Source organism: Zoogloea sp. (genome assembly GCF_023150065.1).
Lineage (GTDB): Bacteria > Pseudomonadota > Gammaproteobacteria > Burkholderiales > Rhodocyclaceae > Zoogloea.
Genome location: NZ_JAKLLN010000001.1, coordinates 257,317 through 282,975 on the forward strand (window position 1 = coordinate 257,317; position 25,659 = coordinate 282,975).

Annotated in this window: 28 protein-coding genes; 11 read left to right on the forward strand and 17 right to left on the reverse strand. The window is 66.5% G+C overall.

The genetic code is table 11. The features are described 5' to 3' along the window. Positions 1–35 precede the first annotated feature (35 nt). Together L6Q67_RS01295 and L6Q67_RS01300 are read right to left on the reverse strand one after the other, a co-directional pair. Entirely contained in the window at positions 36–974 is a 939-nt protein-coding gene (locus L6Q67_RS01295; RefSeq protein ID WP_296564036.1) for a quinoprotein relay system zinc metallohydrolase 1, read from the reverse strand. Further along, positions 971–1,744, reverse strand: a complete 774-nt coding sequence (locus L6Q67_RS01300; RefSeq protein ID WP_367171616.1) for a quinoprotein dehydrogenase-associated SoxYZ-like carrier — start codon at positions 1,742–1,744, stop codon at positions 971–973. Before L6Q67_RS01300 ends, L6Q67_RS01295 begins: the two co-directional genes overlap by 4 nt. 230 nt (positions 1,745–1,974) lie before the next feature. On the opposite strand from L6Q67_RS01300, the gene L6Q67_RS01305 reads away from it, so the two are divergent. The 6 genes from L6Q67_RS01305 to L6Q67_RS01330 all read left to right on the forward strand — a co-directional run bounded on the left by L6Q67_RS01305 (position 1,975) and on the right by L6Q67_RS01330 (position 7,806). Beyond that, positions 1,975–2,733, forward strand: coding sequence for a FadR/GntR family transcriptional regulator (locus L6Q67_RS01305; RefSeq protein ID WP_296564039.1), 759 nt, complete (start codon positions 1,975–1,977; stop codon positions 2,731–2,733). Continuing rightward, positions 2,733–4,247, forward strand: a complete 1,515-nt coding sequence (locus tag L6Q67_RS01310; protein WP_296564041.1) for an FAD-linked oxidase C-terminal domain-containing protein — start codon at positions 2,733–2,735, stop codon at positions 4,245–4,247. Before L6Q67_RS01305 ends, L6Q67_RS01310 begins: the two co-directional genes overlap by 1 nt. Continuing rightward, a complete protein-coding gene (locus L6Q67_RS01315) occupies positions 4,247–4,423 on the forward strand; it encodes a hypothetical protein (protein WP_296564050.1) in 177 nt (58 codons plus the stop codon). Before L6Q67_RS01310 ends, L6Q67_RS01315 begins: the two co-directional genes overlap by 1 nt. Beyond that, positions 4,416–5,489, forward strand: a complete 1,074-nt coding sequence (gene glcE / locus L6Q67_RS01320; RefSeq protein ID WP_296564054.1) for a glycolate oxidase subunit GlcE — start codon at positions 4,416–4,418, stop codon at positions 5,487–5,489. The genes L6Q67_RS01315 and glcE overlap by 8 nt, the downstream gene beginning before the upstream one ends. A gap of 2 nt (positions 5,490–5,491) precedes the next feature. Further along, entirely contained in the window at positions 5,492–6,739 is a 1,248-nt protein-coding gene (gene glcF / locus L6Q67_RS01325; protein ID WP_296564057.1) for a glycolate oxidase subunit GlcF, read from the forward strand. A gap of 230 nt (positions 6,740–6,969) precedes the next feature. Further along, positions 6,970–7,806, forward strand: coding sequence for a protein phosphatase 2C domain-containing protein (locus L6Q67_RS01330; protein ID WP_296564059.1), 837 nt, complete (start codon positions 6,970–6,972; stop codon positions 7,804–7,806). On the opposite strand, the gene corA is transcribed toward L6Q67_RS01330, so the two are convergent. Further along, positions 7,803–8,813: a magnesium/cobalt transporter CorA gene (corA, locus tag L6Q67_RS01335; RefSeq protein WP_296564064.1), complete on the reverse strand. Its 1,011-nt coding sequence runs from the start codon at positions 8,811–8,813 to the stop codon at positions 7,803–7,805. The genes L6Q67_RS01330 and corA overlap by 4 nt on opposite strands. Positions 8,814–9,041: 228 nt before the next feature. On the opposite strand from corA, the gene L6Q67_RS01340 reads away from it, so the two are divergent. The 3 genes from L6Q67_RS01340 to L6Q67_RS01350 are packed head-to-tail and all read left to right on the forward strand — an operon-like array spanning position 9,042 to position 11,836. Beyond that, positions 9,042–10,166, forward strand: coding sequence for an NAD(P) transhydrogenase subunit alpha (locus L6Q67_RS01340; RefSeq protein ID WP_296564067.1), 1,125 nt, complete (start codon positions 9,042–9,044; stop codon positions 10,164–10,166). Positions 10,167–10,178: 12 nt separating this feature from the next. Next, complete coding sequence (locus tag L6Q67_RS01345; RefSeq protein WP_296403893.1) at positions 10,179–10,463, forward strand: NAD(P) transhydrogenase subunit alpha; 285 nt, start codon at positions 10,179–10,181, stop codon at positions 10,461–10,463. Further along, positions 10,463–11,836, forward strand: a complete 1,374-nt coding sequence (locus L6Q67_RS01350; protein ID WP_296564070.1) for an NAD(P)(+) transhydrogenase (Re/Si-specific) subunit beta — start codon at positions 10,463–10,465, stop codon at positions 11,834–11,836. Before L6Q67_RS01345 ends, L6Q67_RS01350 begins: the two co-directional genes overlap by 1 nt. 139 nt (positions 11,837–11,975) lie before the next feature. On the opposite strand, the gene L6Q67_RS01355 is transcribed toward L6Q67_RS01350, so the two are convergent. The 6 genes from L6Q67_RS01355 to moaC form a co-directional block, all read right to left on the reverse strand. After that, positions 11,976–12,659, reverse strand: a complete 684-nt coding sequence (locus L6Q67_RS01355) for a hypothetical protein (RefSeq protein WP_296564072.1) — start codon at positions 12,657–12,659, stop codon at positions 11,976–11,978. 207 nt (positions 12,660–12,866) lie between these two features. After that, entirely contained in the window at positions 12,867–13,319 is a 453-nt protein-coding gene (locus L6Q67_RS01360) for a histidine phosphatase family protein (RefSeq protein WP_296564075.1), read from the reverse strand. Between the two features lie 74 nt (positions 13,320–13,393). Further along, a complete protein-coding gene (locus L6Q67_RS01365) occupies positions 13,394–14,899 on the reverse strand; it encodes a CYTH and CHAD domain-containing protein (RefSeq protein WP_296564078.1) in 1,506 nt (501 codons plus the stop codon). 121 nt (positions 14,900–15,020) lie between these two features. Next, complete coding sequence (soxZ, locus tag L6Q67_RS01370; protein WP_296564081.1) at positions 15,021–15,338, reverse strand: thiosulfate oxidation carrier complex protein SoxZ; 318 nt, start codon at positions 15,336–15,338, stop codon at positions 15,021–15,023. 14 nt (positions 15,339–15,352) lie between these two features. Beyond that, positions 15,353–15,817, reverse strand: coding sequence for a thiosulfate oxidation carrier protein SoxY (soxY, locus tag L6Q67_RS01375; RefSeq protein WP_296564086.1), 465 nt, complete (start codon positions 15,815–15,817; stop codon positions 15,353–15,355). Positions 15,818–15,821: 4 nt separating this feature from the next. Further along, positions 15,822–16,301, reverse strand: a complete 480-nt coding sequence (moaC, locus tag L6Q67_RS01380) for a cyclic pyranopterin monophosphate synthase MoaC (protein WP_296564088.1) — start codon at positions 16,299–16,301, stop codon at positions 15,822–15,824. A gap of 44 nt (positions 16,302–16,345) precedes the next feature. Between moaC and L6Q67_RS01385 the strand changes: the two genes are divergently transcribed. Next, positions 16,346–17,785, forward strand: coding sequence for a M48 family metallopeptidase (locus L6Q67_RS01385; protein ID WP_296564091.1), 1,440 nt, complete (start codon positions 16,346–16,348; stop codon positions 17,783–17,785). Positions 17,786–17,803: 18 nt separating this feature from the next. Here L6Q67_RS01385 and L6Q67_RS01390 read toward each other — a convergent pair whose 3' ends face one another. From L6Q67_RS01390 to L6Q67_RS01420, 7 genes are read right to left on the reverse strand one after another with little or no spacing between them, the layout of a single operon-like run. Beyond that, a complete protein-coding gene (locus L6Q67_RS01390; RefSeq protein WP_296564095.1) occupies positions 17,804–18,436 on the reverse strand; it encodes a hypothetical protein in 633 nt (210 codons plus the stop codon). Beyond that, positions 18,429–18,989 (reverse strand): ATP/GTP-binding protein, encoded by a 561-nt coding sequence (locus tag L6Q67_RS01395; RefSeq protein ID WP_296564098.1) that lies wholly within the window; start codon positions 18,987–18,989, stop codon positions 18,429–18,431. The genes L6Q67_RS01390 and L6Q67_RS01395 overlap by 8 nt, the downstream gene beginning before the upstream one ends. After that, the gene (locus L6Q67_RS01400) at positions 18,979–20,148 is read right to left on the reverse strand and encodes a hypothetical protein (protein WP_296564100.1); all 1,170 of its coding nucleotides are present in this window, start codon (positions 20,146–20,148) and stop codon (positions 18,979–18,981) included. The genes L6Q67_RS01395 and L6Q67_RS01400 overlap by 11 nt, the downstream gene beginning before the upstream one ends. Continuing rightward, entirely contained in the window at positions 20,145–20,618 is a 474-nt protein-coding gene (locus tag L6Q67_RS01405) for a hypothetical protein (RefSeq protein WP_296564103.1), read from the reverse strand. Before L6Q67_RS01405 ends, L6Q67_RS01400 begins: the two co-directional genes overlap by 4 nt. After that, a complete protein-coding gene (locus L6Q67_RS01410; protein WP_296564107.1) occupies positions 20,615–21,361 on the reverse strand; it encodes a phosphate/phosphite/phosphonate ABC transporter substrate-binding protein in 747 nt (248 codons plus the stop codon). Before L6Q67_RS01410 ends, L6Q67_RS01405 begins: the two co-directional genes overlap by 4 nt. 2 nt (positions 21,362–21,363) lie before the next feature. Then, on the reverse strand, positions 21,364–21,828 hold the full coding sequence (locus L6Q67_RS01415; protein ID WP_296564110.1) for a PAS domain-containing protein: 465 nt from the start codon (positions 21,826–21,828) through the stop codon (positions 21,364–21,366). A 17-nt stretch (positions 21,829–21,845) separates the two neighbouring features. Next, on the reverse strand, positions 21,846–22,199 hold the full coding sequence (locus L6Q67_RS01420; RefSeq protein ID WP_296564112.1) for a roadblock/LC7 domain-containing protein: 354 nt from the start codon (positions 22,197–22,199) through the stop codon (positions 21,846–21,848). Positions 22,200–22,417: 218 nt separating this feature from the next. Between L6Q67_RS01420 and L6Q67_RS01425 the strand changes: the two genes are divergently transcribed. Further along, a complete protein-coding gene (locus L6Q67_RS01425; protein WP_296403850.1) occupies positions 22,418–22,648 on the forward strand; it encodes a sulfurtransferase TusA family protein in 231 nt (76 codons plus the stop codon). A 66-nt stretch (positions 22,649–22,714) separates the two neighbouring features. Here L6Q67_RS01425 and L6Q67_RS01430 read toward each other — a convergent pair whose 3' ends face one another. Then, positions 22,715–25,591 carry a valine--tRNA ligase gene (locus L6Q67_RS01430; RefSeq protein WP_296564114.1) on the reverse strand — a complete coding sequence of 959 codons (2,877 nt, stop codon included), beginning with the start codon at positions 25,589–25,591 and terminating at the stop codon, positions 22,715–22,717. Positions 25,592–25,659: the final 68 nt, after the last annotated feature.

Genomic DNA, 25,659 nt, shown 5'->3' on the forward strand with positions numbered 1-25,659 from the left:
AGAACCTGTGGAAGCGCTCGCCGGGCGGGGCTGGGTCAGTTGTTGTGCTGGAGGGAATGGGTCTCTGCGGCCGGAAACAGATGCCCGACAGAACGCCGGTACTCGGCTCCGGACACCGGGATGTCCCGATAGGCCTCCGGCAGGGGGCGGGCCAGGGTCTCGTTCATGTCGAGGCCTTCGGCTGCAGACTCACGCAGGCTCCTGTCGAGCCAGGTCAGCCAGTCTCGGGTCCATGCGATGGGCCGGGCATCCCGGGCGATCGGTCCGTGACCGGGGACAAGTGCCCGGACCCGGTGGTCTTTCATGAACGCGTCGAGGGCTTGGAGGGTGTCCTTCCAGTGAGTCAGGTTGGCGTGGGGGGTGGTGGGTGCGCGCAGGTTGAAGACGAGGTCACCGGCGAAGAGGGTCGCACTGTCTTCGTCGAAAACGGCCAGATCGGCGTCCGTATGCCCCTTCAGAGCAAGGAGGATCAGCGACCGTCCGCCCGCCTTCAAGGGGCCGGCCTGGAGCGTCTGGTCAGGCGCCTTGAGCTCTGTGCCGGACATCCAGTCGCCGGTCAGGCGAAACAGGTTCTCGGCAAAGGCGTCCCCTTCGCTGGCGATGCCCTTGCCGGTTTCTGCCAGGGCACCGATGGGCGCATCGGCGAAGGCCTGATTGCCAAGGAAGTGATCCGGATGGTGGTGGGTATTGATGACCAGCGCGATTGGCTTGGGCGTGATTCGGGCGATGGCTGCGCGCATCTGTTCGCCGTACCGTCGGGATGGCCCGGTGTCGATGACGACAACCCCCTCCGTCCCGACAATGAAGCCCGTGTTGACGATGTTCCCGCCATTGGAGGGGGTGAAGTCGGCTTGCTCGCCGATGAAGGAATACACGCCTTCGGCGATGGGCAGAGGTGTGAGCTGATAGTCGGAGCCGGCAGCCCAGGCCTGGCAGGACAGGCAGGCGATGAGCGTGGAGAGGAGGCGTCTCATTGGGGAATCCTCACGTTGAAGGTGTTGCCGTTGTTGTCCCGTCCGTGGGCCTGCAGGGCTCCCGTGGTGCTGCCGCGGCTGAGGGTGAACACCGGGTTCTCGCTGACCGGTTGCGACACCTCCAGCCGGGCCAGGGGGTGTCCGGCCTCGTCACTGAGGACGACCGATTCGAGGTGGAAGGGGGGAATGCCGGCGATCAGCCCTGTGTCCATGGGGTGGATGATGCGCATGCGCAGCCGACCCGACATGGGGCCTTCATTCCAGGTTCGGGTGGTGACTTCGTTGAGGCGCTTCTGCCATTCGGATGACGTTGAGCCCATGGATGGCGCCGTGCAGCCGCCACCTACCGTATTCACGAGGGTGCCGCCCACGTGCCATACCCCGTCACCGGTGCGTACTGCGGCCCTGACCGGGGTCGATTGCTGCAGCTTGGCGCGGAAACCGATATAGGCCGGGGCCGCATCGGGGTAGAAGCGCAGAATCTCCAGGATGGGGTTGAAGTCGGCAAAGACCAGGATCTCCTTCACGTCGGCAAGGGCCGTGGCGTCGATGGTGATCGGTACGTTGAGCGGGTTTTCAGCCGTCCCCGGGGCGTCCACCCGGACCCGGGTGTCGAAGACATACGGGGCGCCGGAGAGCATGCCTTTCTCCATGTCGCTCCAGCGAGGTGAGTCCAGAGGGTCGGTGGGCCGTTCGGTGGCCAGGACAGGTGGCGTTACCGCCGTTGTCAGCAGGATGGCGCAGGCCAGCGTGCTTGCCAGTTTGATCACGTATTCCTCCTTTGGGGTGGGTGCTTCTGTTATTGGAGAGTGCTCATGAATGTTATCTACTAGTTGGTAGATTCACAAGATGGCCTCCGGGCTGTCTGCCCACCACCTTCGAACTCCTCCGCCTCGTCGCCCGCGGGATGGGGCGTCGAACACCATTTCGAGCAGGCTGCTTTTGCCTATTGCGGGCTTGTCTTCTAGACTGCGGAGAAAGTTGTCTGACAAGTAGACAAATGTCCTCCGATCGTTTGCCCCGCATCCTCCGACCCCATCGCCTCTCCGAGGAGGTGGGTGCCGTGCTGGACAGGCGCATCCGCAGTGGGGCATTCGCGCCGGGCGAGCGTCTGCCGACGGAGGCACGCCTGTCCGAGGAGTTTGCGGTAAGCCGCACCGTGGTGCGGGAGGCGATTGCCCGCCTCAAGGCCGACGGGCTGGTGGAGAGCCGCCAGGGGGCGGGGGCCTTCGTGGCCCGGCCCCTTGGGGCGGGGGTGTTCCGCATGGGCTCCGGGCTGGCCGAGGCCGAGGGCGCCCACGAGATATTCGAGTTGCGCCTGATCGTCGAGGTGGCGGCGGCCGAGCGGGCGGCGCTGCGCCGGACGCCTGAGCAGTTGGAGGCAATGGCGGCGGCCCTGGCGCGCATGGAGGTGGCCTTGACCCGCGGTGAGGACGGGGCCATGGCTGACGATGACTTCCACTGCGCCATTGCTACGGCAAGTGGCAATCCGCTGATCGGCCGCTTCGTGGCCTTCGTGAGCCAGGAGTTCTCCGCCTCCCGGGCGCCAACCTGGAGCGCCGAGGGTGTTGCCGGAGGGCTCGCCGGGGCTGCCCAGGACGAACATCGGGCGGTCTTCGAGGCCATCGCGGCGGGCGACGCCGAGCTGGCGCGACAGGCTGCCCAGCAGCATCTGGTCAGTGCCGCCGGACGACTCGGGGTCGTGGTGCCGACCCTGCTGGCCGCCGACCTTCAGCATATCGACAAGGGGATGGCGTGATGGGTGAGCAGTCCGGGCTTCCCGGTTTCGGCCGGGCCGAGGGGGATTTCTCCCGGGTCGACGTGCACCGCCTGGTGCAGGCGCTGCAGGGTGTCCTGCCCGCGGCCAGTGTGCTCCACGACCCGGAAGACCTGCGCCCCTACGAGTGTGACGGCATGGCGGCCCTGCGGCAGATGCCGCTGGTGGTGGTGTTGCCCGAAACCGAGGCCCAGGTGGTGGCCATCCTGAAGATCTGTGCCGGGCAGGGCGTTCCGGTGGTGGCGCGGGGCGCCGGGACCGGCCTCTCCGGCGGTGCCCAGCCCCATCGTTTCGGGGTGGTGCTGTCCCTTGCGCGCCTGCGCCGGATCATCGCCATCGACGCCCACGCGCGGCGGGCGGTGGTGCAGCCCGGGGTGCGCAACCTGGCCATCTCCGAGGCGGCCGCCCCTCACGGGCTGTATTACGCCCCCGATCCCTCTTCCCAGATCGCCTGCACCATCGGCGGCAATGTGGCCGAGAACTCGGGTGGCGTGCATTGCCTCAAGTACGGCTTGACCATCCATAACCTGCTCAAGGTCCGGGGAGTGACGATCAACGGCGACATCGTCGAGTTCGGCAGCCTCGGGCTGGATGCGCCGGGCTACGACCTGCTGCCCCTGGTCACAGGGTCGGAGGGCATGCTGGCGGTGGTGACCGAGGTGACGGTCAAGCTCACCCCCAAGCCCCAGCTTGCCCAGTGCGTGCTGGCCGCCTTCGACGATGTGGTCAAGGCTGGCGATGCCGTGGCCCGCATCATCGCTGCCGGCATCATTCCGGCGGGGCTGGAGATGATGGATCAGCCCGCCACGGCGGCCGTCGAGGAGTTCGTGCATGCGGGCTACCCCCTCGACGCCAAGGCCATCCTGCTGTGCGAATCCGACGGTACGCCCGAGGAAGTCTCCGAGGAGATCGGGCGGGTGCGTGCCCTGCTGGAGGAGGCCGGTGCCACCGAGGTCCGGGTGTCCCGGGACGAGGCCGAGCGGCTGCGTTTCTGGGCCGGTCGCAAGGCGGCATTTCCCGCGGCGGGGCGGATCTCTCCCGACTACTACTGCATGGACGGGACCATCCCGAGAAAACGCCTCGGTGAAATGCTGCAGGCCATCCAGGCGATGGAGAAGAAGTACGCCATGCGCTGCATCAACGTCTTCCATGCCGGTGACGGCAACCTGCACCCGCTCATCCTTTTCGACGCCAACAAGCCCGGCGACCAGCACACGGCCGAGGCCTTCGGTGCCGAGATCCTGGAGCTGTCGGTGGCCTTGGGCGGGACCATCACCGGCGAGCACGGGGTCGGCATCGAGAAGATCAACCAGATGTGCAGCCAGTTCGCCACGTCGGAGATCGCCGCCTTCCATCGGATCAAGGCGGCGTTTGATCCAGCCGGCCTGCTCAATCCGGGCAAGGCCATTCCTACCCTCAATCGTTGCGCCGAGTACGGGCGCGAGCGGATGGGCGCCAGCCGGCCGGCGGCTCATCCCGATCTGCCGCGTTTCTGATGGACATGATCTCCGAAGGATGGCTGCAGTTCCTCTTTGTCGCCGTGCCCGTGTTGTCCCTGGTGGGCACCTGGATGGGGTTGCGCACGGCGGGGCGGCTCGCACAACGGCGGGAGCGGGACCAGGCGGCGCGTGGGGAGGCCAGCGAGCAAAATGAGGTGGACGAGCGTGGATGATCTGATTCGGCAGTGGCGTGAGCGCGTCCGGGAGGCGGCGGCCAGCGGCCGTGCCCTGTGTCTCCGCGGTGGCGGCACGAAGCGCTTCCTGGGGCGACCGGAGCAGGGTGAGCTCCTCGATACCCGCGACTGCAGCGGCATCGTCAATTACGAACCGAGCGAACTGGTGGTCACCGTGCGCGCCGGAACCCCCCTGGCCGAACTGGAAGCCGAGCTGGCGACCCGGGGGCAGATGCTGGCCTTCGAGCCGCCCCACTTCGGGCCCGGTGCCACCGTGGGTGGCTGTGTTGCCGCCGGACTGGCCGGGCCGCGGCGGGCGGCGGTGGGAGGGGTGCGGGATTTCATCCTGGGGGCCCGCCTCATCGACGGGCGCGGCGAGCTGCTGCGCTTTGGTGGCGAGGTGATGAAGAATGTCGCCGGTTATGACGTGTCCCGGGTGCTGGCCGGTAGCCTCGGCACCCTCGGGCTGATCGTCGATCTGTCGCTCAAGGTGCTGCCCAGACCCGTGGCCGAGGCCAGCCTGCGCTTCGAAATGGACGAGGCTGCCGCCCTGCACCGGCTCAACGTCTGGGGTGGTCAACCGCTGCCAATCTCGGCCAGTGCCTGGCAGGACGGCATCCTGGAGCTGCGGCTCTCCGGGGCCGCGGCGGCGGTGGATGCTGCGATGGCGCGGCTGGGGGGCGAGCGCGTCCCCGATGCCGTCGCCGAGGCCCGCTGGCATGGCTTGCGCGAGCAGACGGCGGCCTTCTTCACCGCGGCCGGGCTTCCCGGCCCCTTGTGGAGACTGTCCCTGCCCAGCGACGCCCTGGCCATCGAGCTGGGCGGTGCCCAGTTGGTGGAGTGGGGCGGGGCCCAGCGCTGGTTGCGGAGCGATCTGCCGCCCGGAGAGATCAGAGGGCGGGTGGGGGCCCTGGGAGGGCATGCCAGCCTGTTCCGCAACGGAGTGCGTGACGGAGAGGTGTTCCATCCGCTGACGGCACCCATGCAGGCCCTCCAGCGCAATCTCAAGAACGCATTCGATCCGGCGGGGGTCTTCAACCCTGGCCGCCTGTACGAGGGCTTCTAGGCATGCAGACCCATCTCGCCGATTTCATCCGCGACACGCCGGAAGGCCGCGAGGCCGAGGAGATTCTGCGCAAGTGTGTGCACTGTGGTTTCTGCACCGCCACCTGCCCCACCTACCAGCTCCTCGGTGACGAGCTGGATGGCCCGCGGGGGCGGATCTACCTGATCAAGCAGGTGCTTGAGGGGCAGCCGGCAACGGAGAAGACCCGTCTGCATCTGGATCGCTGCCTGACCTGCCGGGCCTGCGAATCCACCTGTCCGTCGGGCGTGGAGTACGGCCGTCTGGCCGACATCGGCCGCCATGAGGTGGAGAAGCAAGTGCCCCGGCAGGGCGCAGACCGCCTGATGCGCGAGGCGCTGAAAGGGGTGGTGCCGCGCAGCGGCGTGTTCGGTACGGCACTGGGGCTGGGGCGCCTGTTCAAGCCGCTGCTGCCCCGTGTGCTGGCCGGGAAGATTCTCCAGGGGCCTGCCGCCGGACATTGGCCAGCCCCGAAGCACTCCCGCCGCATGATTGCCCTGGCCGGCTGCGTGCAGCCCGCCATGCGCCCGTCAATCAACGCTGCCACGGCCCGGGTGCTGGATCTGCTGGGCATTTCACTGGTGGAGCAGGCGTCGGCCGGCTGCTGCGGGGCGGTACGCTTCCACCTCCACGATCAGGAAGGAGGGCGGGATGATGCCCGCCGCAACATCGACGCCTGGTGGCCGGAGATTGCCGCAGGGCGTGTCGAAGCCATTGTGGTCACCGCCTCGGGCTGTGGTGTGCAGGTGAAGGACTACGGTCACCTGCTCAAGGACGATCCGGCGTATGCCTCGAAAGCGGTCCGTGTGGCCGCCCTGACCCGCGATCCGGCCGAAGTCGTGGCTGCCGAGGCCGCGGCGCTGCACGCTGTCCTGGCGCGTCGTCGGGCGCGGGCATCGGAACAGAGGATCGCCGTGCATGCACCGTGCAGCCTGCAGCATGGTCAGAAGATTCGCGGCGTTGTCGAAGGATTGCTGGGCGCGGCGGGCTATGTCCTGACGCCGGTAGCCGACGGCCATCTGTGCTGTGGTTCGGCCGGAACCTACTCGCTGCTGCAGCCCGGGCTGTCCCGACAGCTGCGTGACAACAAGCTGGCGGCGCTCGGGGCCGGCGCCCCGGAGCGGATCGTGTCGGCGAACATCGGTTGCATCGAGCATTTGAGCGGCGCTGCGACCGTACCCGTTCTACATTGGATCGAACTGATAGATGAAAAAATCACGAACTTGGCCTGAAAGGTTGGCGCTGTCGTCAGTCTGAAGGAAATTAACAGTTAAACTTGAAATGGATTTCCGCCGTGCTAAATGGCCGGAATGTTTGCTTTGAACAGCGTGAGTGCCAAATTGCCCGAATGTCAAAATCTGTTTGTCATGCTGGCGGGTCTGTGCCCCATCCCCGGACGATGTCCGGAGAGGACGGGGGCATGCGCTTGCGTGGCCGGTTCAGAGATGGTCTGCGGTAAATCATGCTGAATCCCACCTTTTCGTCTCTGGCCGACCCAGAAACCACGAGTGCAAAAAAGCGCTACCAGGCGGAAGCCTGCGTGGCCAAGCATACGGGTGACCGTACGGAGCAGCAGGACAGGGCTGCGGTGTTTGCCCACCCCAGCCGCAAGGGCACCCTGATGGCAGTGCTGGCCGATGGCATGGGCGGGCATTCCGGTGGTGCGATGGCGGCCGAGCAGGTGATCCTGAAAGCTCGCCAGAATTTCGAATCCTTCGCACCGGCCTCGGAGAGTGCCCCTGATCTGCTGCGCAGCATCATCGACGAAGCCCATATCGTCATCAAGCTGACGCGCTTCACCAGCGAGCAGGATCCCCACAGCACTGCCGTCGTCTTCATGATGCAGCCCGATCGTGCCGACTGGGCCCATTGCGGTGATTCCCGCTTCTACCACTTCCGCTCCGGCGCCCTGGTGTCGCGCAGCTCGGATCACTCCCTGGTCGAGGAGCTGGTGCGCAAGGGGCGTCTCGACTCCGAAGGCGCCCTGCGCCATCCCAACCGCAACGTGCTCCTGTCCTGCCTGGGGTCCGAACGGGAACCGCGGGTCGATGTGGGGCATGTCTCGCCGCTGGTCGGCGGCGATGCCTTCCTGCTGTGTTCGGATGGTCTGTGGGCCTACATCGGCGAAGAGGAGACTGGCGCCATCCTGGCCAGCCAGTCCCCGCGGGATGCGGCCTCGACCCTGATCGAGCTGGCCCGCCAGCGTGCCCGGGGGGGCGGCGACAACATCTCCCTGGCCGTGGTCAAACTGGTGGAAGTGCCGAGCCGGCCGCGCACCGACTACCCGAGCCTGGGCTAACGCGAGCGCAGCCAGTTTCTCCGCCAGAATGCGGCGGCCATCAGGGTCGCGGCGCCAAGCATCATTCCCAGTGCAAGCCTGAAGCCATCCTGGTCCTCGAGGAGGGGCATCTGACGGAAGTTCATGCCGAAGATGCCGGCGATGAGGGTGGCCGGCATGAACAGGGTGGTCAGCACGGTGAGGATGCGGACCTCGGTGTTGAGCCGGTTGCTGACGCTGGACAGATAGATGTCGAGGAGGTCGGCGAGCAGGTCGCGCACCGACTCCAGGGATTCGAGCACATGCACGGTGTGGTCGTAGATGTCCCGCAGATAGAGCCGGGTGTCCGGCGTGAAGAAGCTGTTGTCGGCCCGGGACAGGCTGTTGAGCACCTCGCGCAGGGGCCACAGGGCGCGGCGCAGGGTCAGGGCCTCATGCTTGACTCGGTTGATCTCGGCGAGCAAGGACGGATTGGGGTTGGTCAGGGCCCGCTCTTCCAGATCTTCGGCCTGGTCGGCCAGGTGGTCGAGCATGACGAAGTAGCGATCCACCAGGGTGTCGAGCAGCGCATAGGCGAGGTAATCGCAACCGTGGCTGCGCATGGCGCCGTTTTCGGCCCGCAGGCGTTCGCGCACGGCCTCGAAGTTGCCAGTGGCGCGCTCCTGGAAGGTCAGCACGAAATTGCGGCCGAGAACGATGCTGACCTGGTCGGAGTTGAGGCAGCGGTTCTCGGTGTCGAAGTCGAAACTGCGGGCGACGATGTAGAGGTAGTCGGAGAACTCGTCGCTCTTGGGGCGCTGCTGGGTGTTGAGAATGTCTTCCTGGATCAGCGGGTGGAGCTTGAAGCGCCGCCCGATCTCGGCCATCACGGCAGGGTCATGAAGGCCATGCACATTGAGCCAGAGCTTCTCGCGGCTCGGCTGGTGCAGGCGGGAAGCCTCGACGGATTCGAAATGGGTTTCCGTCACGCCCTTGGCATCGAATTCGATCAGGGTGATGCTGGGTTTGTCGGTCTTGATCTCGCCCACATGGACCAGCGAGCCGGGAGGCAGGCCTAATTTCCGGGGGAGCCGGGTTCGTTTCTTGCTAGACTTTCGCATCTTTTTCGTACTGCTCGGAAGAGATATCCGAATTTTCATTCAGTAACCGGGTGGTGAATCCGGGGTGTTTGCCGGAGATTTGCCAGCCAGGATGTCTCGTCGCCGAAACCCTCTCGCGACGATAACAGAATTCCAACTACCTACTTAGGAGCTTCCATGCCCCTGGTCATCGGTGTGACCAAAGAGCTTACGCCGGGCGAGCGCCGTGTTGCGCTTGTTCCGGACGTAGCCAAGAAATATCAAGGACTTGGCGCTGCGCTGCAGCTCCAGTCCGGCGCTGGCGAAACGGCCTACTACCGGGACGAAGATTTCGGCGTGGCGGAGTTTTCGACCGAGCCGCTGGCGGTGCTGCAGAAGGCCGACGTGATTCTGCAGGTCCAGCCCCTGGGGCTCGATGCCCTGGCCCAGCTCAAGCCGGGCACGGTGCTGGTTGGCCTGCAGCAGCCGTGGTCGAGCCGCGAGCGAGTAGACGTTTTGATGCAAAAACAGATCACCTGTTTCGCTTTGGAACTGTTGCCCCGGATCAGTCGTGCCCAAAGCATGGACGTTTTGTCCAGCCAGGCTGCGGTGGCGGGCTACGAGTGCGCGCTGATCGCAGCCGATCACAGCCCCAAGTTCTTCCCCATGCTCACCTACGCGGCCGGCACCATCCGGCCCGCCAAGGTGCTGGTGATCGGTGCCGGCGTGGCGGGCCTGCAGGCCATTGCCACCGCCAAGCGCCTGGGCGCAATGGTCTCCGGCTATGACGTGCGTCCGGAAACCCGGGAGCAGATCGAGTCCCTGGGGGCCAAGTTCGTGGACACCGGCGTGTCTGCAGCGGGGGCCGGCGGCTATGCGCGGGAGCTCACCGAGGACGAGAAGCGCCAGCAGGCCGAGAAGCTCGGCAAGGCCATCGCCGAGTGCGATGCGCTGATCACCACCGCAGCGATTCCGGGCAAGAAGGCGCCGGTGATCGTCAGCGCCGACATGGTGGCCCGCATGAAGCCGGGCTCCGTGGTGGTCGATATGGCGGCCGAGACCGGGGGCAACGTCGCCGGCACCGTGGCGGGCGAGAAGACCTGGATTGGCGAGGTGCTGATCATCGGTCCGACCCACATCCCCAGCCGCATGCCGGTGCATGCCTCGGAGATGTACGCCAAGAACCTGTTCAATTTCATCTCGCCCTTCATCAAGGACGGGGCCTTGGCCCTGGACTGGGAGGACGAGGTGCTGTCCGGCGCATGCCTGACCCACGCGGGCGAGCTTCGTCACGCGGGCGTCAAGGCGGCGCTCGGTCTCTAAGGAGGGCTTCCCATGGATGGAATGCTTGCACTGTATATCTTCATGCTGGCGGCTTTCACCGGCTATGAAGTGATTTCCCGTGTGCCGGTGATCCTGCACACCCCGCTCATGTCCGGCTCCAACTTTGTGCACGGTGTGGTGCTGGTGGGCGGCATGATCGCCCTCGGCCAGGCCGAAACGCCGCTGGAGCAGGCCATCGGCTTTGTCGCCGTGCTGCTCGGTGCCGCCAATGCGGCGGGGGGTTACGTGGTGACCGAGCGCATGCTGGCCATGTTCAAGGCAAAGGAGAAGAAGTAATGGCGATCAAGTGGTTGATTGACGCGAGCTACTTCGTCGCCGCGATCCTGTTCATCCTCGGCCTGAAGGGCATGAGCTCGCCCGTATCGGCACGCAAGGGCATCGTCTGGGCCGGTGTCGGCATGGTGCTGGCCACGGTGGTCACTTTCCTCACCCCGGGCATGAACAACTTTGCCCTGATGGTCATTGCCATCGCCCTGGGCGGTGCCGTGGCCTGGATCTCCGGCAAGAAGGTCGCCATGACCGACATGCCGCAGATGGTGGCCATCTACAACGGCATGGGCGGCGGTGCGGCAGCGGCGATTGCCGCCGTCGAGTTTGCCCGTGGCGAGATGCATGGCACCGTGGTGACCCTGCTGGCCACCCTGGGTGCGCTGATCGGTGCGGTGTCCTTCTCGGGTTCGGTGGTGGCCTGGGCCAAGCTGCAGGGGGTCATGAAGAAGGCCTTCCGGCTGCCGGCCCAGAATGCGGTGAATATCCTGCTGGCGCTGGTGACGGTGGCCGTCGGTGGCGCCATCGTCATCGCGCCGACGGTCGATCCGTTGCTGGTGGGCGCTTTCTTCGTGCTGGCGCTGCTGCTGGGCGTCATCATCACCCTGCCCATCGGCGGCGCCGACATGCCGGTGGTGATCTCCCTGTTCAATGCCTTTACCGGCCTGGCCGTGGGTTTCGAGGGCTTCGTGATGGGCATCCCGGCCCTGATCATCGCCGGCATCGTGGTGGGCGCGGCGGGCACGCTGCTGACCCAGCTGATGGCCAAGGCCATGAACCGGCCGATCAGCAACATCCTGTTCGTGCCCATGGCCGCAGCCGGTGGTGGCGAGGCCGTGGAAGGCGAGCAGAAGGAGGTGGGCGCCATGGATGCCGCCGCCCTGATGCGCTACGCCAGCAAGGTCATCATCGTGCCGGGCTACGGCATGGCAGTGGCCGGCGCCCAGCACAAGGTGTGGGAGATGACCGAGCTTCTTGAAGAGGCGGGCGTGGAGGTGGTGTTTGCCATCCACCCGGTGGCGGGCCGCATGCCCGGCCACATGAACGTGCTGCTGGCCGAGGCCGGGGTGCCCTACGACAAGATCTTCGACCTCGAAGAGATCAACGGTGACTTTGCCCAGGCCGACGTGGCCCTGGTGATCGGGGCCAACGACGTGGTGAACCCGTCGGCGCGCACCGACAAGTCCAGCCCGATCTACGGCATGCCCATCCTCAACGCCGACATGGCGCAGAACGTGATCGTGGTGAAGCGCGGCAAGGGCACGGGTTACTCGGGCATCGAGAACGCCCTGTTCTACAAGGACAACACCCGCCTGCTCTACGGTTCTGCCCAGCAGGCCATCGGCGAGGTGATCCAGCACGTCAAGGCGCTGTCGGTCTGATTCGTCAGACTCGGCCCTGAAACGGGAAACGGCCTGCAGGCGGTGCTTGCAGGCCGTTTTTTCGTGGGTTTGGTAGCGGCGTTTTGTGGCCGATTCTTGGAGAGGAGGCTGAAGGACAACTCTCGAAGAGGTTTGAAGCCTAGTTCTGCTCCCAGTACAACTGGGCTTTTGCGCGATCCCATTGCCCCAGGATGGATTTGTTTACCTCCACGTCCTTGAGCGGAGCGAAGGTCTTCTTGAACAGTTCGATATCCGATGTGTAGGCGTCGGCAATCTCTATGTCAAAGGTGCCTGATGATGCTCCGCCAACAGCTTGGTCGATGAGAGGGGCCGGAGGGCCTGCCCGGAACTCACCGTCCTTGCGCTCGCGAATCACCGCTTTGACGGAGCCCAGGTAGTGCACGCCCTTGTCGGATTTCGGTATGTCCGCATGTAGCGGCACAAAGTAGAAGGGGCTGAGCGGGAAGGCTTGGGCTACCGAAAACAGGCCGACTAAGGAGTGGGGGGCTTGCTCAGTGGAGAAGCGGACAAGGTAGGTTGTCGAACCATCGTCTGTCGAAGGGGCGATGGTCCCCCTGTCGTCCATCCGGAAGGCACGATGCTCGGGCTTGTTGCTCCCGTCGTTCTTGGTAAGCATCACGTTGAGGATGCGCGGCTGGTAGCGCTGCTTGTACTCGTTCTTGACGACGACGGACATCAGGTAGAGGGGTTTGGACGTATCAAGTATGGCGCCGTCCTCGGAGAGTGGCATCCGGGGCGCAATGCTACATCCCGTGAGAAGCGTGAAAAATAGAACCGTGAGCAGTGAAAGGGCGCGGTGCATCTGGATTTTCCGTATCAAGGATGGTCGTGATTGTTCTCCGGGGGCGGAGCTGCTGGTTCCATGGGCGCAACTGGACCGCGCCCTGCTGAACAGCGAGCGATGATACTGAGAATTGAATGCGTCGACAATGTCACTGTCATTATTTTCGGGCGTGCTCCTATCCGGGGGGAGTTGCGCCAGTCATGTGCTGCCCGAGCCTGAGGTCGATCAGACCAGATCAGCCGGCATCACCGCGCGCAGCACGGTCTGGGTTTCGTCGTCACGAACGCGGTTGGAGAACCACCACAGGGCGCCCTTCTTGATCGTCCAGTCGGCCTCCTGACCTGAGAGGAGCAGCGAGGCGAGGCGGCCGAGCTCGGGTTGGTGGCCGACGATGAGGACGGAGCCGCCGCCGTCGGGCCAGCCGCAGGCGCCGAGGATGCCGGCGATGTCATTGCCCGGGGCGAGGGCGGGGACGACTTCGAAGTCCTTGGTGAAGGCACTGGCGGTCTGGCGGGTGCGGGTGGTGGGGCTGACCAGCACGCGGAGTTTCTTGGGGCGGCGGCTCTCCAGCCACTCGGCCACCTTGTGGGCCTGGCGCAGGCCGCGTTCGGTGAGTTCCCGGGTGTTGTCGGGGATGCCATCCACGGCTTCGGCGTGGCGCCACAGCAGCAGGTCCATTGTTCTCGTCTCCTCGTCATTATTCTCAAGAGGCCAGGAGTCTGGGGCCGGCGTGTTACCGCCACATGAATCGCTCAACGCCGCCATGGCGCCTTGCCCCACAGGATGGGCTCGAGGGCGGGCAGCACGTTCTTGCGCAGGCGGGCGACCCGGGGCGCGTGCCAGCCGGCGACGAAGGCCGCGCCGCTGCGCAGCTCCGGGTCCTTGCCGGCCCAGGCTTTGAGGCGGCCGCGGGCGACAGCCTCGTCGTTGAGGTAGCCGAGAGTTTCCTGCACTTCGGCAATGTCGTTGGCGAAGCGCACGGTAGCTTTTTCGGGGAGCAGGGGGAGCAGGAACTCGATGCCGTAGCGCAGGCGCTTGAGGGACACGCGCAGTTCGTGGAGCTTGTCTGAGTGCAGGTCTGCCGCGGCGCTGTAGCGTTTGCGGGCCCGCTTGCGCAGCTGGGTGAGCTGGAGGCGGGCGAAGGTGGTGAGGTTGGCGGACTTGACCAGAGCGTCGCTCTGCAGGGCGTAGAGGTCGGAGGCCAGGGCCAGCATCTGGCGGCCATGGCTGGCGGCGAGAAGCTGCTCCCGGGCGGCGGTCTTTTCCCGGTCGCGGCGGTCCACGGCCATGGCGATGAGGCGCTGGGTGGCGTCGTCGGCGAGGCCGGATTCGGCCACCGGGCTGAGCACCTCGGCCAGCATCACGTCCAGATCGCGGGCGGCGCCGAGGCCGTCGGCGGCGTCCTTGAGCCCGTCGGACCAGCGCTCCACGAAGTCGGTGGGCAGGGCAGGGCCGAACAGGCGCAGGGCGGAGCGCAGGCGGCGCAGGGCCACGCGCAGCTGGTGGATGAATTCGGGGTCGTCGCTCTCGCGGGCTCCGGATTCATTGGCCTGCCACAGGGACAGGCAGTCGAAGCCGATGATGCGGAAGGCGTCCACCGGCGATTGCTCGGCACTCAGGCGCGATGGCCGGGCTTTGGCCGGGCGCAGGGCGTGGTTGGAGAACAGGCGGTAGCCGCGCTCGGCCTTGCTGACGTTTTCGGGGGTGAGGGGCAGGCTCTCGGCCAGCTGCAGGGCCAGGGCGTAGAGTTCCCGCGGGTCGCCCTCAACCAGCTCGAGCTCGAGCTCACACAAGGGGCGCGACTGACCGTTGGCCTCGATGCTGCCGTTGTCGATCATGGCCAGCACGCGCACACCCTCCCGTGGGGTGAGGATGCAGGTTTCGCGCTTGAAGTGGGTGGTGAATACCGGGACCAGCTTCGGCTGCAGGCTTTCAAGGCGGTTGCGTACGTCGTCCCGCTCGATGGCCGAAAAATCGAAGGCGCCGTTGGCGTAGGGCTGTTCCCACTCGGGGCGGGAGGACAGGCCGCCCGAGGATTCGGCGGCGCATTTTACGGTCTGCAGCCAGCGGCTGCCCGCCTTGCGGGTGCGCACGGCCATGCGCCGTTCGCGCAGTTCGAGTTCAGGGGTGTCGAAGTAGGTGTTTTCGAGGGTGCAGCTGCGGCCCTCGCGGGGGGCGTCGGCGATCAGCGGGTGGCGGCGCAGGGCAGCAAGGGATTTTTGCGGGAGTGTGAGCTTGAGCTCGATTTCGTGGCTCATGGGAGACGGCCGTGGGCGGCGGTGGATTCGTACCCCTGGCAGGGCGCCAGCGGTTGCGCCCGATTCTAGCCGGGTGGCGCGCCCCTGTCTTGCGCGCTCCCGTTACAGTCCGAAGGTCACATCAGGCCGCCGAAAAGCTGGCCTCGGCGCCACCTTTTTGCCCTTTGTTGTCAGTCCACGCAACGCTGACCTTGTCGCCGGCCTTGACGCCCAGTAGCTGGAAGGCGAACAGGGGGTTGGTGGACACGGCCGTGCCGAGTGCGCTCTCGATGACGGGGCGACCGTTCAGGCTGAGGATGACCGAGGTGATGTACTGGGCTGGCAGAAGCTGGCCGGACGGGTCGCGCCGCTGGCCGCTTTCCATGACGTGGGGAATCAGGATGCGCACTTCGCCGTCGCTGCCCTTGACGGTGGCGCGGATCTTGGTGGGGTCGGACATGGATCGTGCCTCCTTCAGTCGCCGCAGCCGCCGACGGTGACCTTCACCTCGCGGAACACGGTGTAGTGTTTGCCCCCCGCCGTGGCGACCACGCGCAGGCGGGAGCTCTCGGCCATGCGCAGCTTGGCCTGGAAGCGGGCTGCGGCTTCGGGGGCAAAGTTGAACTGCAGGGCCAGGGGCAGGGGGTTCTTGTCGATGAGTACGGAGAGCCGTGTGGTGCCCGGGATGCTGCTGATCACCTCTATGGGTACGGCGGCGCCGTTCTCGGCAACCTCGGGGGCCTTGAGCTGGATGTCGCGGCTGCTCTCGGCGCTGGCTGCGCCGATCAGGCGCAGGGCGTCGGCGGCGGTCTTTGCGTCGAAGGCGGCCCGGTTGACCGTCACGGCCATGGCCGTGCCCGGGCTGAGCAGGCCGGCGGCGACGAGGGGGGCGAGCGCCGTGGCGCTGCCAAAGGCCTGCAGGAAATCACGTCTGAGCATGGGTTCAGGTCTCCGCTTTCCAGTGTCCCGACTTGCCGCCTTCCTTCTCCAGCAAGCGGATGCCGGTCATGGTCATGCCGCGATCGACAGCCTTGCACATGTCGTAGATGGTGAGCAGGCCCACCTGCACAGCGGTGAGGGCTTCCATTTCCACGCCGGTGCGGCCGACGGTTTCGGCGGTGACGGTACAGTGGATGGTGTTGTCGCCCTCTGCCGTGAAGTCGGCGGTGACCCGGGTCAGGGGAATCGGGTGGCACAGGGGGATCAGGTCGGCGGTGCGCTTGGCGCCCTGGATGGCGGCGATGCGGGCGATGCCGATCACGTCGCCCTTCTTGTTGTCACCGGCCAGGATGCGGGTGAGGGTGTCGGGCTGCATCAGGATGCGCCCTTCGGCGCGGGCGACGCGGCGGGTCTCTGATTTGGCGGACACGTCCACCATGTGGGCCTGGCCGTGGGCGTCGAAGTGGGTAAAGGCGTCAGTCATGGTGCAGCAGGGAACCGGTCGCGGGGGGCGAGTATCATAGCACCGTGAAAAATCGTCTGATTGCCGCCCTGCTGTGCCTCGCCCTGGTGCCGCGCAGCTATTCCCAGAGCCTGCCCGATCTCGGAGACAGTGCGTCCGCCGATCTGTCGCCGGTGGCCGAACAGAAGATCGGGATGCAGATCATGCGTGATATCCGCTGGCACGATCCGGCCTTCCTGCGGGATGCGGAGGTGGAGGACTACCTCAACACCCTGGGGGATCGCCTGGTGTCGGCGGGGGCTGGCGCCGGTTTGTCCTTCGAGTTTTTCGGGGTGAGCGATCCGTCCCTCAACGCCTTCGCCATGCCGGGGGGCAAGATCGGGGTGCACACGGGGCTGATCCTGGCGGCCCAGGCCGAGTCCGAGCTGGCCGGCGTGCTGTCCCACGAAATCGCCCACGTCACCCAGCGTCACATTGCCCGCATGGTCGGGCAGCAGGGGCGGACGGGGATGTTGATGCTGGCGTCCCTGCTGGTGGCGGTGCTGGCCGCCAAGTCGAGCGCCCAGGTCAGTCAGGCGGCGATCATGGCGGGGCAGGCGGCGGGCATCAGCTCGCAGCTGGCCTACTCCCGGGATTTCGAGAACGAAGCTGATCGCCTGGGGGTGCAGAACCTCGCCGCCGCGGGCTTTGACGTGCGCGGCATGGCCAGCTTCTTCGAGCGCCTGCAAAAGAACAGCCGGCTCTACGAGAACAGTGCGCCCGCCTATCTGCGCACGCACCCGCTGACCTCCGACCGGATCACCGAGATGGAGGGACGGGTGATGCAGCTGCCCTATCGCCAGGTGCCGGATTCCCTGGATTTCCTGCTGGTGCGGGCCAAGTTGCGGGTGGGCGCGCAGGCCTCCCGGGAGATGCTCGAAGAGCTCGAGGCGGCAGTGCAGCGTGGCGCGGCACCGCCGGCCACGCATTATGGTCTGGTGCGGGCCTACCTCGGCGCGCGACGGCTGGCTGACGCGGAGCGCGAGATGGCGGTGCTGCGCAAGCTCAAGCTCTCGTCGGCGATGATCGATGGTCTGGAGGCGGATCTGCGGCTGGCGAAGGGGGAGCCGGCGATGGCGGCGCAGCTGTTCAAGGAAGGGCGCGTGCGCTTTCCCCAGTCCCGGCGGCTGTTGTACGGCGAGGCCGGGGCCCTGATCGACGCGGGCCGTGCGGCCGAGTCGCTCACCCTGCTGAAGGCGGAGATCCTGACCACGCCCGGCAATGGGGTGCTGTGGGAGCTGCGTTCCCGGGCCGAATCGGTGCTCGGCATGCGTCTGGCCCAGCATCGCTCCCTTGGCGAGCTGTATGCGATCCAGGGCAACTACGCGGCGGCGGCAGAGCAGCTCACCCTGGCCCAGGCCGCCAAGGACGGGGATTTCTTCGAGCATTCGGCGGTGGATTCGCGCCTGCGGGAAGTGCGCGCCCTGCTGGCCGAGCAGATGCGGGAGCGCCGCGAGCAGCGCTGATCCGGCTTCGTCCTGGCCTCAGACCTTGCCGTAGCGTACGCACAGGGCCCATACCAGCTCGGCAAAGGCGCGCTGGTTGAAGCGCGGCCGCCCGCTTACGGCGAGGGCCAGGCGGGTCCGGCCCACGTGCATGGGCCAGAAGCTCAGGCCGCTGATGCCGGCCGCGTCTACGTTGCCCCAGCCATCCAGCAGGTGTTCACCCAAGTGGGACAGGGCGGCGGACTGCCTTTCGGCGACAGACAGGATGTCGGCACCGACGGCGGCGAGGGCTTCACCGGTGTCGCCCGGATAGCCGGCAATGGCCAGACAGAAGCCCATGTGGTCGGCCAGCACGGCCTGACCGCTGTCGCTGAGGGCGCCCAGGAGGCCCGGCAAGGTGGACTCGAGGGTGCCGATGGGGGCCACCCTGGGGTTGCTCCAGGCCTCCAGGCAGGCCTCTTCCTGGAGCTTGAGGAGCACCTCGAGGGCATGCTCCGGCGTGCTGCCCGGGGTCCAGGCCTGGAGGGCGTCGAGGCTCAGGAGTGGGCTCATGGCTTCCTGGAGGACGCCCAGCAGGATGTTTCTTTCGGTGGTGGGCTCGGCTCGGGCCACGGCGCGCCAGGCGCCGTAGGGGGTGACGGTGAGGTAGGAGCCGGGAACAATCTCAAGCATCGTTCAATCCGGGGTTGAGGGTGTAGAGGAGCGCCTTGACCAGCGTCGCCACGTCGTCGCGGCTGCGGGCGTCGGCCCGGAAGATGGCGGGCATGGGGTCGAGGCCGAGCTTGATGAGGCGTGATCGGTAGGCGTCCAGCCCGGGCTCGGGGGCGCTGTCCATGTGGGTGACGCCGATGGTCACGGCCGTGCTGGCGATGAACTGCCGGAACGCGCCGAGGTAGCCTTCGAGATCCTGGAGCGGGTCGGGGTTGGCGTTGTTGATCAGCAGCACGAGGCCGATCCCACCTTCGGAGAGGATGTCCCACATGAAGCTGAAGCGCTCCTGGCCCGGGGTGCCGTAGAGCATCACCTTCTCGCCACCGGGCAGGTTGAGGACGCCATAGTCCATGGCCACGGTGGTGGTTGGCTTGAGTCTGGCGGTGGCATCGCTGGCGACGGCCTCGGTGCTGACCGTGGCGATGTCGCTGAGGGCGTTGATCGCGGTGCTCTTTCCGGCGCCGACGGTGCCGGAGAAGATGATCTTGTTGTGACGGGCGCGTTCAGACCGCATCGCGGAGCTTTCGGAGGATTCGGGACAGGATGGAGGGGCGTGCCGGCCTGTCGGTCTGGGCCGGAGGGGCGGGCAGCGCGGCAGGCGTGTTTGCATCCCCCGTCGTGGTGTCGAGCAGCCCGGCGAAGCTGGCGGCGGAATACACCGAAAACACATAGCGATGGGGAATGCCCAGGCGCGCAGCGATTTCCACCGGGCTGGCCTGCGTGCGTGTCCAGAGGGCAGCGATGCGCATGGCGTGGGGCGACGCGAAGGCGTAGGTGAAATTGGGCCAGGCGCGCAGGCGCACCGGGCGGTAGGGGTTGCTGCCGGCGGGCAGGCGCCCACGGGCCGCCCAGGCGGCGGCGTTCCAGAGAAAATCCTCGGCCGCCAGTTGAAGCGGCTGGCTGTCGGCCTCCCCGATGAGAGGGGTGCTGACGATGCGCCCGGTGGATTCGGGCAGTTGGGTCATGGCCAGCGGGCGGAGCTGATTTTCCCGGAAGGCGGTGATGCAGACGGGGATAGGGCGTGGTTCGATGCCGATCAGCCTTGGCAGGCCGGAGATCAGGTGGGGGCGGCCACTTGCGCTGGCCAGGGCCAGGGCCTGCTGCAGACGGCCGATGAGGTAGTCGTCCGGATTGAAGAACAGCTTGTCGGGCAGGGGGCTGCCCGGTGCAGCGGGAATGTCGTCCATGCCGCCGCAGAGATCCCGCTCATCGTCCGCCATCAGGCTGTTCCCGAGGGGGGCCGGGGCGCTTGCGGCGGCGGGCGCGCTGGGGGCCGGAGGCGGGGCGATGGGGCGGGGTGGGGCTGCCGCGATCACGTGGGCGGCATCGGCTCTGGCCCGGGCCAGGGTGACGGGCAGGGACTCGAGATTGAGGGGCTTGCCGAGCACCGGGCGCGGCTGAAAGCGGGGGGCGTGGTCCTTGGGGTGGAATGCGTAGTAGACGATGCCGATGCGCGGATGGCCGGCGAGCTGATCCAGGACGGCCTCGATGCCCGGGCGGTCGCAGTCGATCAGCACCACCTGCGCCTCTTCAAGGGTTTCCACCAGGCGCACCGAGCGCGTCCAGTGCCGTTCGATGGAGAGACCGATGAGCCGGGCATCCATGCTGCCCACGTGGAGGAGATGGAGTGCGCTGGGGGGCTCGGACGGGGAACTGGATTGAGCCCGTTTCATGGCGTGCTGCCCTCCCGGGTGGTGGTCTTCAGGAAGCATTGGCTGCCCTCCACGGGCCTGGCCAGAACCACACCGGGGAGCGCGGCGCGGGGGGCATGCCTGTCGATGCCGGTGTCGAGGTGCTCACCCAGGTAATCCGCCAGCCCGCCGTCGGCCAGGGCCGGGCCGTGCTGGCGCAGCAGGCGTTGGCGCAGATCCCGGCCAAAGGGGCCGAGGACGATCCAGAAATCCACCAGCGCGGCGCCCAGGGCGGCTGAGTTGCCCAGGCTGGCCCACAGGGCGATGCGCTGCAGGTGGGTGTGCAGGTTGCGTGGCTGGCGCCCGATCTCGGCCGCCAGCAGTGCCCCTGTGGCCGGGCTGTGCCAGTGGGTGGCGATGCCCAGGGTGCGTACGGGCAGCCCGAAGACCGCGGGCGGGGCGGGCGGGCGGATGCGTCCGGGGTCGTCCGGGTCGGTAAGGAAGGGGGTCACGAGGTGAGCGTGGAGAGGATGTCGATCATGAACTCCACGTCTTCCTGCCTCAGTGCCTGCCAGCGGCTGGCGCCGAGGGCCGTGAGCATGGCACGTTCCTTCTCGGTCTGGTGCATGGACAGGAACAGCCGGGTGATGGCCTCGGCGTGGGGTAGCAGGGCGGGGCCGATCAGGAAGACATGATGGATGACCTGGATCTGGCTGGTGACCAGCACCCGCAGGTCACGGCGTACCAGGGGCGACAGGCCGTTGAAGGCCTCGACCGGCAGGAAGCCGACGTCGGCGTCGCCCCGGAGCAGGGCCTTGGTCACCTGGATGTAGGTCTCCCGGCCGAGTTCCTGGATGTTGCCGGTGTCCAGATTGGCGGGTTCGAGCAGGATGCGCCCCAGGGTGTTGACGCAGGGGTCGTCGGTGCAGGCGAGTCGTATGCCCGCAGGCAGCTCGGGAATGCGCTGGGCCGGGTTGTCGGCGGCCACCACGATGACCATCTCGTCCGGGCTGCCCTCGGGGCGGGCGATGGCCCGGAAACCCTTTTCGCGGACCAGCAGGGAGGCGTCGAAGGGATTGGCGTGGATCATGTCCACCCTCCCCTCGGCGATGGCCTGACGCTGCGTGCCGAAGTCGTCGTGGAGTTCGAGGTGGATGGGGAGCCCGAGCTGACGTTGCAGCCAGGTGTTGAAGATGTACCAGTCGGAGATGCGCTCGTTGGGGAAGCTTGGGCTGACGGTGAAGTTGAAGGTCATGATCAGCGCATTTCCCGGTATTGGGCCTCGGCGGCAGCGACCCTGTCCCGGGAAGGCTCGCGCCGGACGGAGGTGTAGCCGACGATGCGTCCATCGCGGATGTTGGGGACGACCGTGGCATAGACCCAGTAGTGCCCGCCGTCCTTGCGCAGGTTCTTGACGTAGCCGTTCCACTGGCGTCCAGCCTGCACGCTGTTCCACAGATCCCGGAAGGCCGCCGCGGGCATGTCGGGGTGGCGCAGGATGTAGTGGGGCTGACCGATGAGTTCATCGGCCGTGTAGCCGGACATGTCGACGAAGGATGGGTTGCACTGGGTGATGATGCCCCGGGTGTCCGTGCGCGAGACGATCAGTTTGCCGAGGGGGTAGGGGGTTTCGATGTCGGTGACGCGGACCTGACGGGTGGTCCCGTCGGCATGGGTGAGGACATGGGTGGCGCCGGCCGGGGCACCGGGGGAAGGGGGCATGTCCTCCATGATCGTGCTCAGCCGAGGATGCGGCCGATGGCGTCGGCGGCCCGCCGTACGTCGAGAAACACCAGGCCGAGCTTGGCATTGGGCTTGGCCATGACCGTCAGCACGGCGTCGGCGCCGGCCTGGACCATCAGTACGTAACCCTTTTCACCCTTGATCAGGACCTGGTCGAGGGCGCCCCGGGACAGCTCCCGGGCGGTGCGGTCACCGAGGGATAGCATGGCTGCGCTCATCGCGCCAACCCGGTCCTCGTCCACCGTGTTGGGGAGCAGGGCCGCCATCATCAGACCGTCGGACGAGATGATGGCTGAGGCCTCGATATCCGCTGACGTGCCGTTGAGGTCGTTGAGGACGGTTTGAAGCATGTTTGCGCGCATCGTGCTGTACCTTGCTGGAGAGGGGGGCGGAGCCGTAGGAGCCGCCTTGCGGCGTGTCGGCCCGGGTATGACAAGGGTGTCGGGTCGTCATTATTTCACAGAAGGCCCGGGGTTTATCAGGGGGCGGGTGCTGCGCGGGCAGTATCGGGGTGGGATGGCTGCAGGTAGAATCCGGCGCTGATTGCCTTCGAGGATGGAGTTGTAAGATGGATTTCGACAAGGAAGTGGATGCCCGCGGCCTGAACTGCCCGCTGCCCATTTTGCGCGCCAAGAAGGCGCTGGCCGAGATGCAGCCGGGTCAGGTGTTGCATGTGCTGGCGACGGACCCGGGCTCGTCCAAGGATTTTGCCGCCTTCGCCCGGCAGACCGGCAATGAGCTGGTATCCCAGGCCGACCTGCCGGACAACGCCTTCGAGTTCTTCCTGCGCCGCAAGTAGGCGTCGGCGCGGCAGCATGAAAAAAGGGAGCCATTTGGCTCCCTTTTTTACAGGCTTGCGCCAGGTTCAGCGTTCGGCGAGCTTGGCTAGCTGGGGCTTGAGCTTGTCGAGGGTGGCACTGAAGTTGGCCAGGCGCTCCTTCTCCTGAGCCACCACGGCGGCAGGCGCGCGGGCCACGAAGCTTTCGTTGGAGAGCTTGGCATTGGCCTTGACGATCTCGCCCTCGATACGGGCGATCTCCTTGGCGATGCGCTCCCGCTCGGCGGCGATGTCGATCTCCACCTTGAGCATCAGGCGCTGCTCGCCCACGATGGCGACCGGGGCCAGCTCTTCGGTGCTGATCTCGTCCACCACCTGCACTTCCGACAGCTTGGCGAGGCCGGCGATGTAGGGGGCGAACTTGCTCAGGCGTTCGGCGTTTCCGCTGGCCACCAGGGGCATGCGCTGGGCCGGGGAGATGTTCATCTCGCCCCGCAGGTTGCGGCAGGCGTAGACCAGGCCCTTGAGCTCGGCCACGTCGGCTTCGCTCTTTTCGTCGATGCGGCCCAGGTCGGCTTCGGGGTAGCGGGCCAGACACAGGCTGTCCACGTCCTTGCGGCCGGCCAGCGGAGCCACGGTCTGCCACAGCTCTTCGGTGACGAAGGGGATCAGCGGGTGGGCCAGGCGCAGGATGGTTTCCAGCACGCGGATCAGGGTGCGGCGGGTGCCGCGCTGCTGGGCTTCGTTGCCGGTGTTGATCTGGACCTTGGCGAGTTCGAGGTACCAGTCGCAGTACTCGTCCCAGATGAACTCATAGACCGTCTTGGAGACCAGGTCGAAGCGGTACTCGGTGAAGTGCTGGGCGATCTCGGCTTCGACGCGCTGCAGTCGGCTGACGATCCAGCGGTCGGCGAAGGAGAAGTCCAGCGGGCCGTTGCCGCCGCAGCTGGGGCCGTCCTGCTTGTGCTCCAGGCCCAGGTCGTGGCCCTGGACGTTCATCAGCACGAAGCGGGTGGCGTTCCACAGCTTGTTGCAGAAGTTGCGGTAGCCCTCGCAGCGGCTCATGTCGAACTTGATGTCGCGACCGGGGCTGGCCAGGCTGGCGAAGGTGAAGCGCAGGGCGTCGGTGCCGAAGGCGGGGATGCCCTCGGGGAATTCCTTGCGGGTCTTCTTCTCGATGCTGGCAGCCTGCTTGGGGTTCATCAGGCCGGTGGTGCGCTTGGCCACCAGGGCGTCGATGCCGATGCCGTCGATCAGGTCGATGGGGTCGAGCACGTTGCCCTTCGACTTGGACATCTTGGCGCCTTCGGCGTCGCGGATCAGGCCGTGCACATACACGTGCTTGAACGGGATCTTGCCGGTGATGTGCTTGGTCATCATGACCATGCGCGCCACCCAGAAGAAGATGATGTCGAAGCCGGTGACCAGCACGGTGGACGGCAGGTAGAGGTCCAGTGCGTCATTCGACTTGGCCGGGTATTCCGGGGTCCAGTCGAGGGTCGAGAAGGGCCACAGGGCGGACGAATACCAGGTGTCGAGCACGTCCGGGTCGCGGCTGAGGGCGCCGCTGTAGCCGGCCTTGTCGGCCAGGCTGCGGGCTTCTTCCTCGCTGTGGGCGACGAAGGTTTCACCCTTCTCGCCATACCAGGCCGGGATCTGGTGGCCCCACCACAGCTGGCGGGAGATGCACCAGTCCTGGATGTTGTTGAGCCACTGGTTGTAGGTGTTGACCCAGTTGCCAGGCACGAACTCGATCTCGCCCGAGGAGACGACCTCGAGGGCTTTTTCGGTGATGGACTTGCCGTCCTCGCCGGGCTTGGACATGGCCACGAACCACTGGTCGGTGAGCATGGGCTCGATGACCACGCCGGTGCGGTCGCCGCGGGGCACCTGCAGCTTGTGGGGCTTGACCTCGCCGAGCAGGCCGAGGGCCTCGAACTGGGCAACCACCTGCTTGCGTGCCTCGAAGCGGTCGAGGCCGGCCAGGCTGGCGGGCAACGCCACGCTGCCACTGACTTGACCCTGGGTGACCACGCTGCCCTGGGCGGGCACGGTGCCTTCGAGGGTCAGCACGATGATCATCGGCAGGCCGTGGCGCAGGCCGACGGCGTAGTCGTTGAAGTCGTGGGCGGGGGTGACCTTGACGACGCCGGTGCCGAATTCACGGTCGACGTATTCGTCGGCGATGATGGGAATCTCCCGGTCGACCAGCGGCAAGCGCACGGTCTTGCCGATCAGGTGGGCGTAGCGCTCGTCCTCGGGGTGCACCATCACGGCGGTGTCGCCGAGCATGGTTTCCGGGCGGGTGGTGGCCACGGTGAGGCTGCCGCTGCCGTCGGCCAGCGGGTAGCTCAGGTGCCACATGAAGCCGTCTTCTTCTTCCTGAACCACTTCCAGGTCGGACACGGCGGTGTGCAGCTTCGGGTCCCAGTTGACCAGGCGCTTGCCGCGATAGATCAGGCCCTCGTTGTAGAGACGGACGAAGGTCTCGGTGACGATCTTGTTGAGACCGGCATCCATGGTGAAGCGCTCGCGGCTCCAGTCGGGGCTGGTGCCCATGCGGCGCATCTGCTGGGTGATGGTGCCGCCGGAGTATTCCTTCCACTCCCAGACCTTTTCGAGGAACTTCTCGCGGCCGAGGTCGTGGCGGGAGATGCCCTGGGCGTCCAGCTGGCGTTCGACGACGATCTGGGTGGCGATGCCGGCGTGGTCGGTGCCGGGCTGCCACAGGGTGTTCCAGCCGCGCATCCGGTGGTAGCGGGTGAGCGCGTCCATGATGGTCTGGTTGAAACCGTGACCCATGTGCAGGGTGCCGGTGACGTTGGGCGGCGGCAGCAGGATGCAGAAGGATTGGTCGGCAGGCTTGCTGCGGTCGAGACCGGCGGCGAAATAGCCGCTCGATTCCCAGTGCTCATACCAGCGGCGCTCAATCTCCGCCGGCTCGAAACTCTTGGCCAGTTCCATGGGGTCTGTCTTTGAAGGCAAAACGCGGATTATAACGGATGCACCCGCCCCGCCCGCCGGGAAGACTT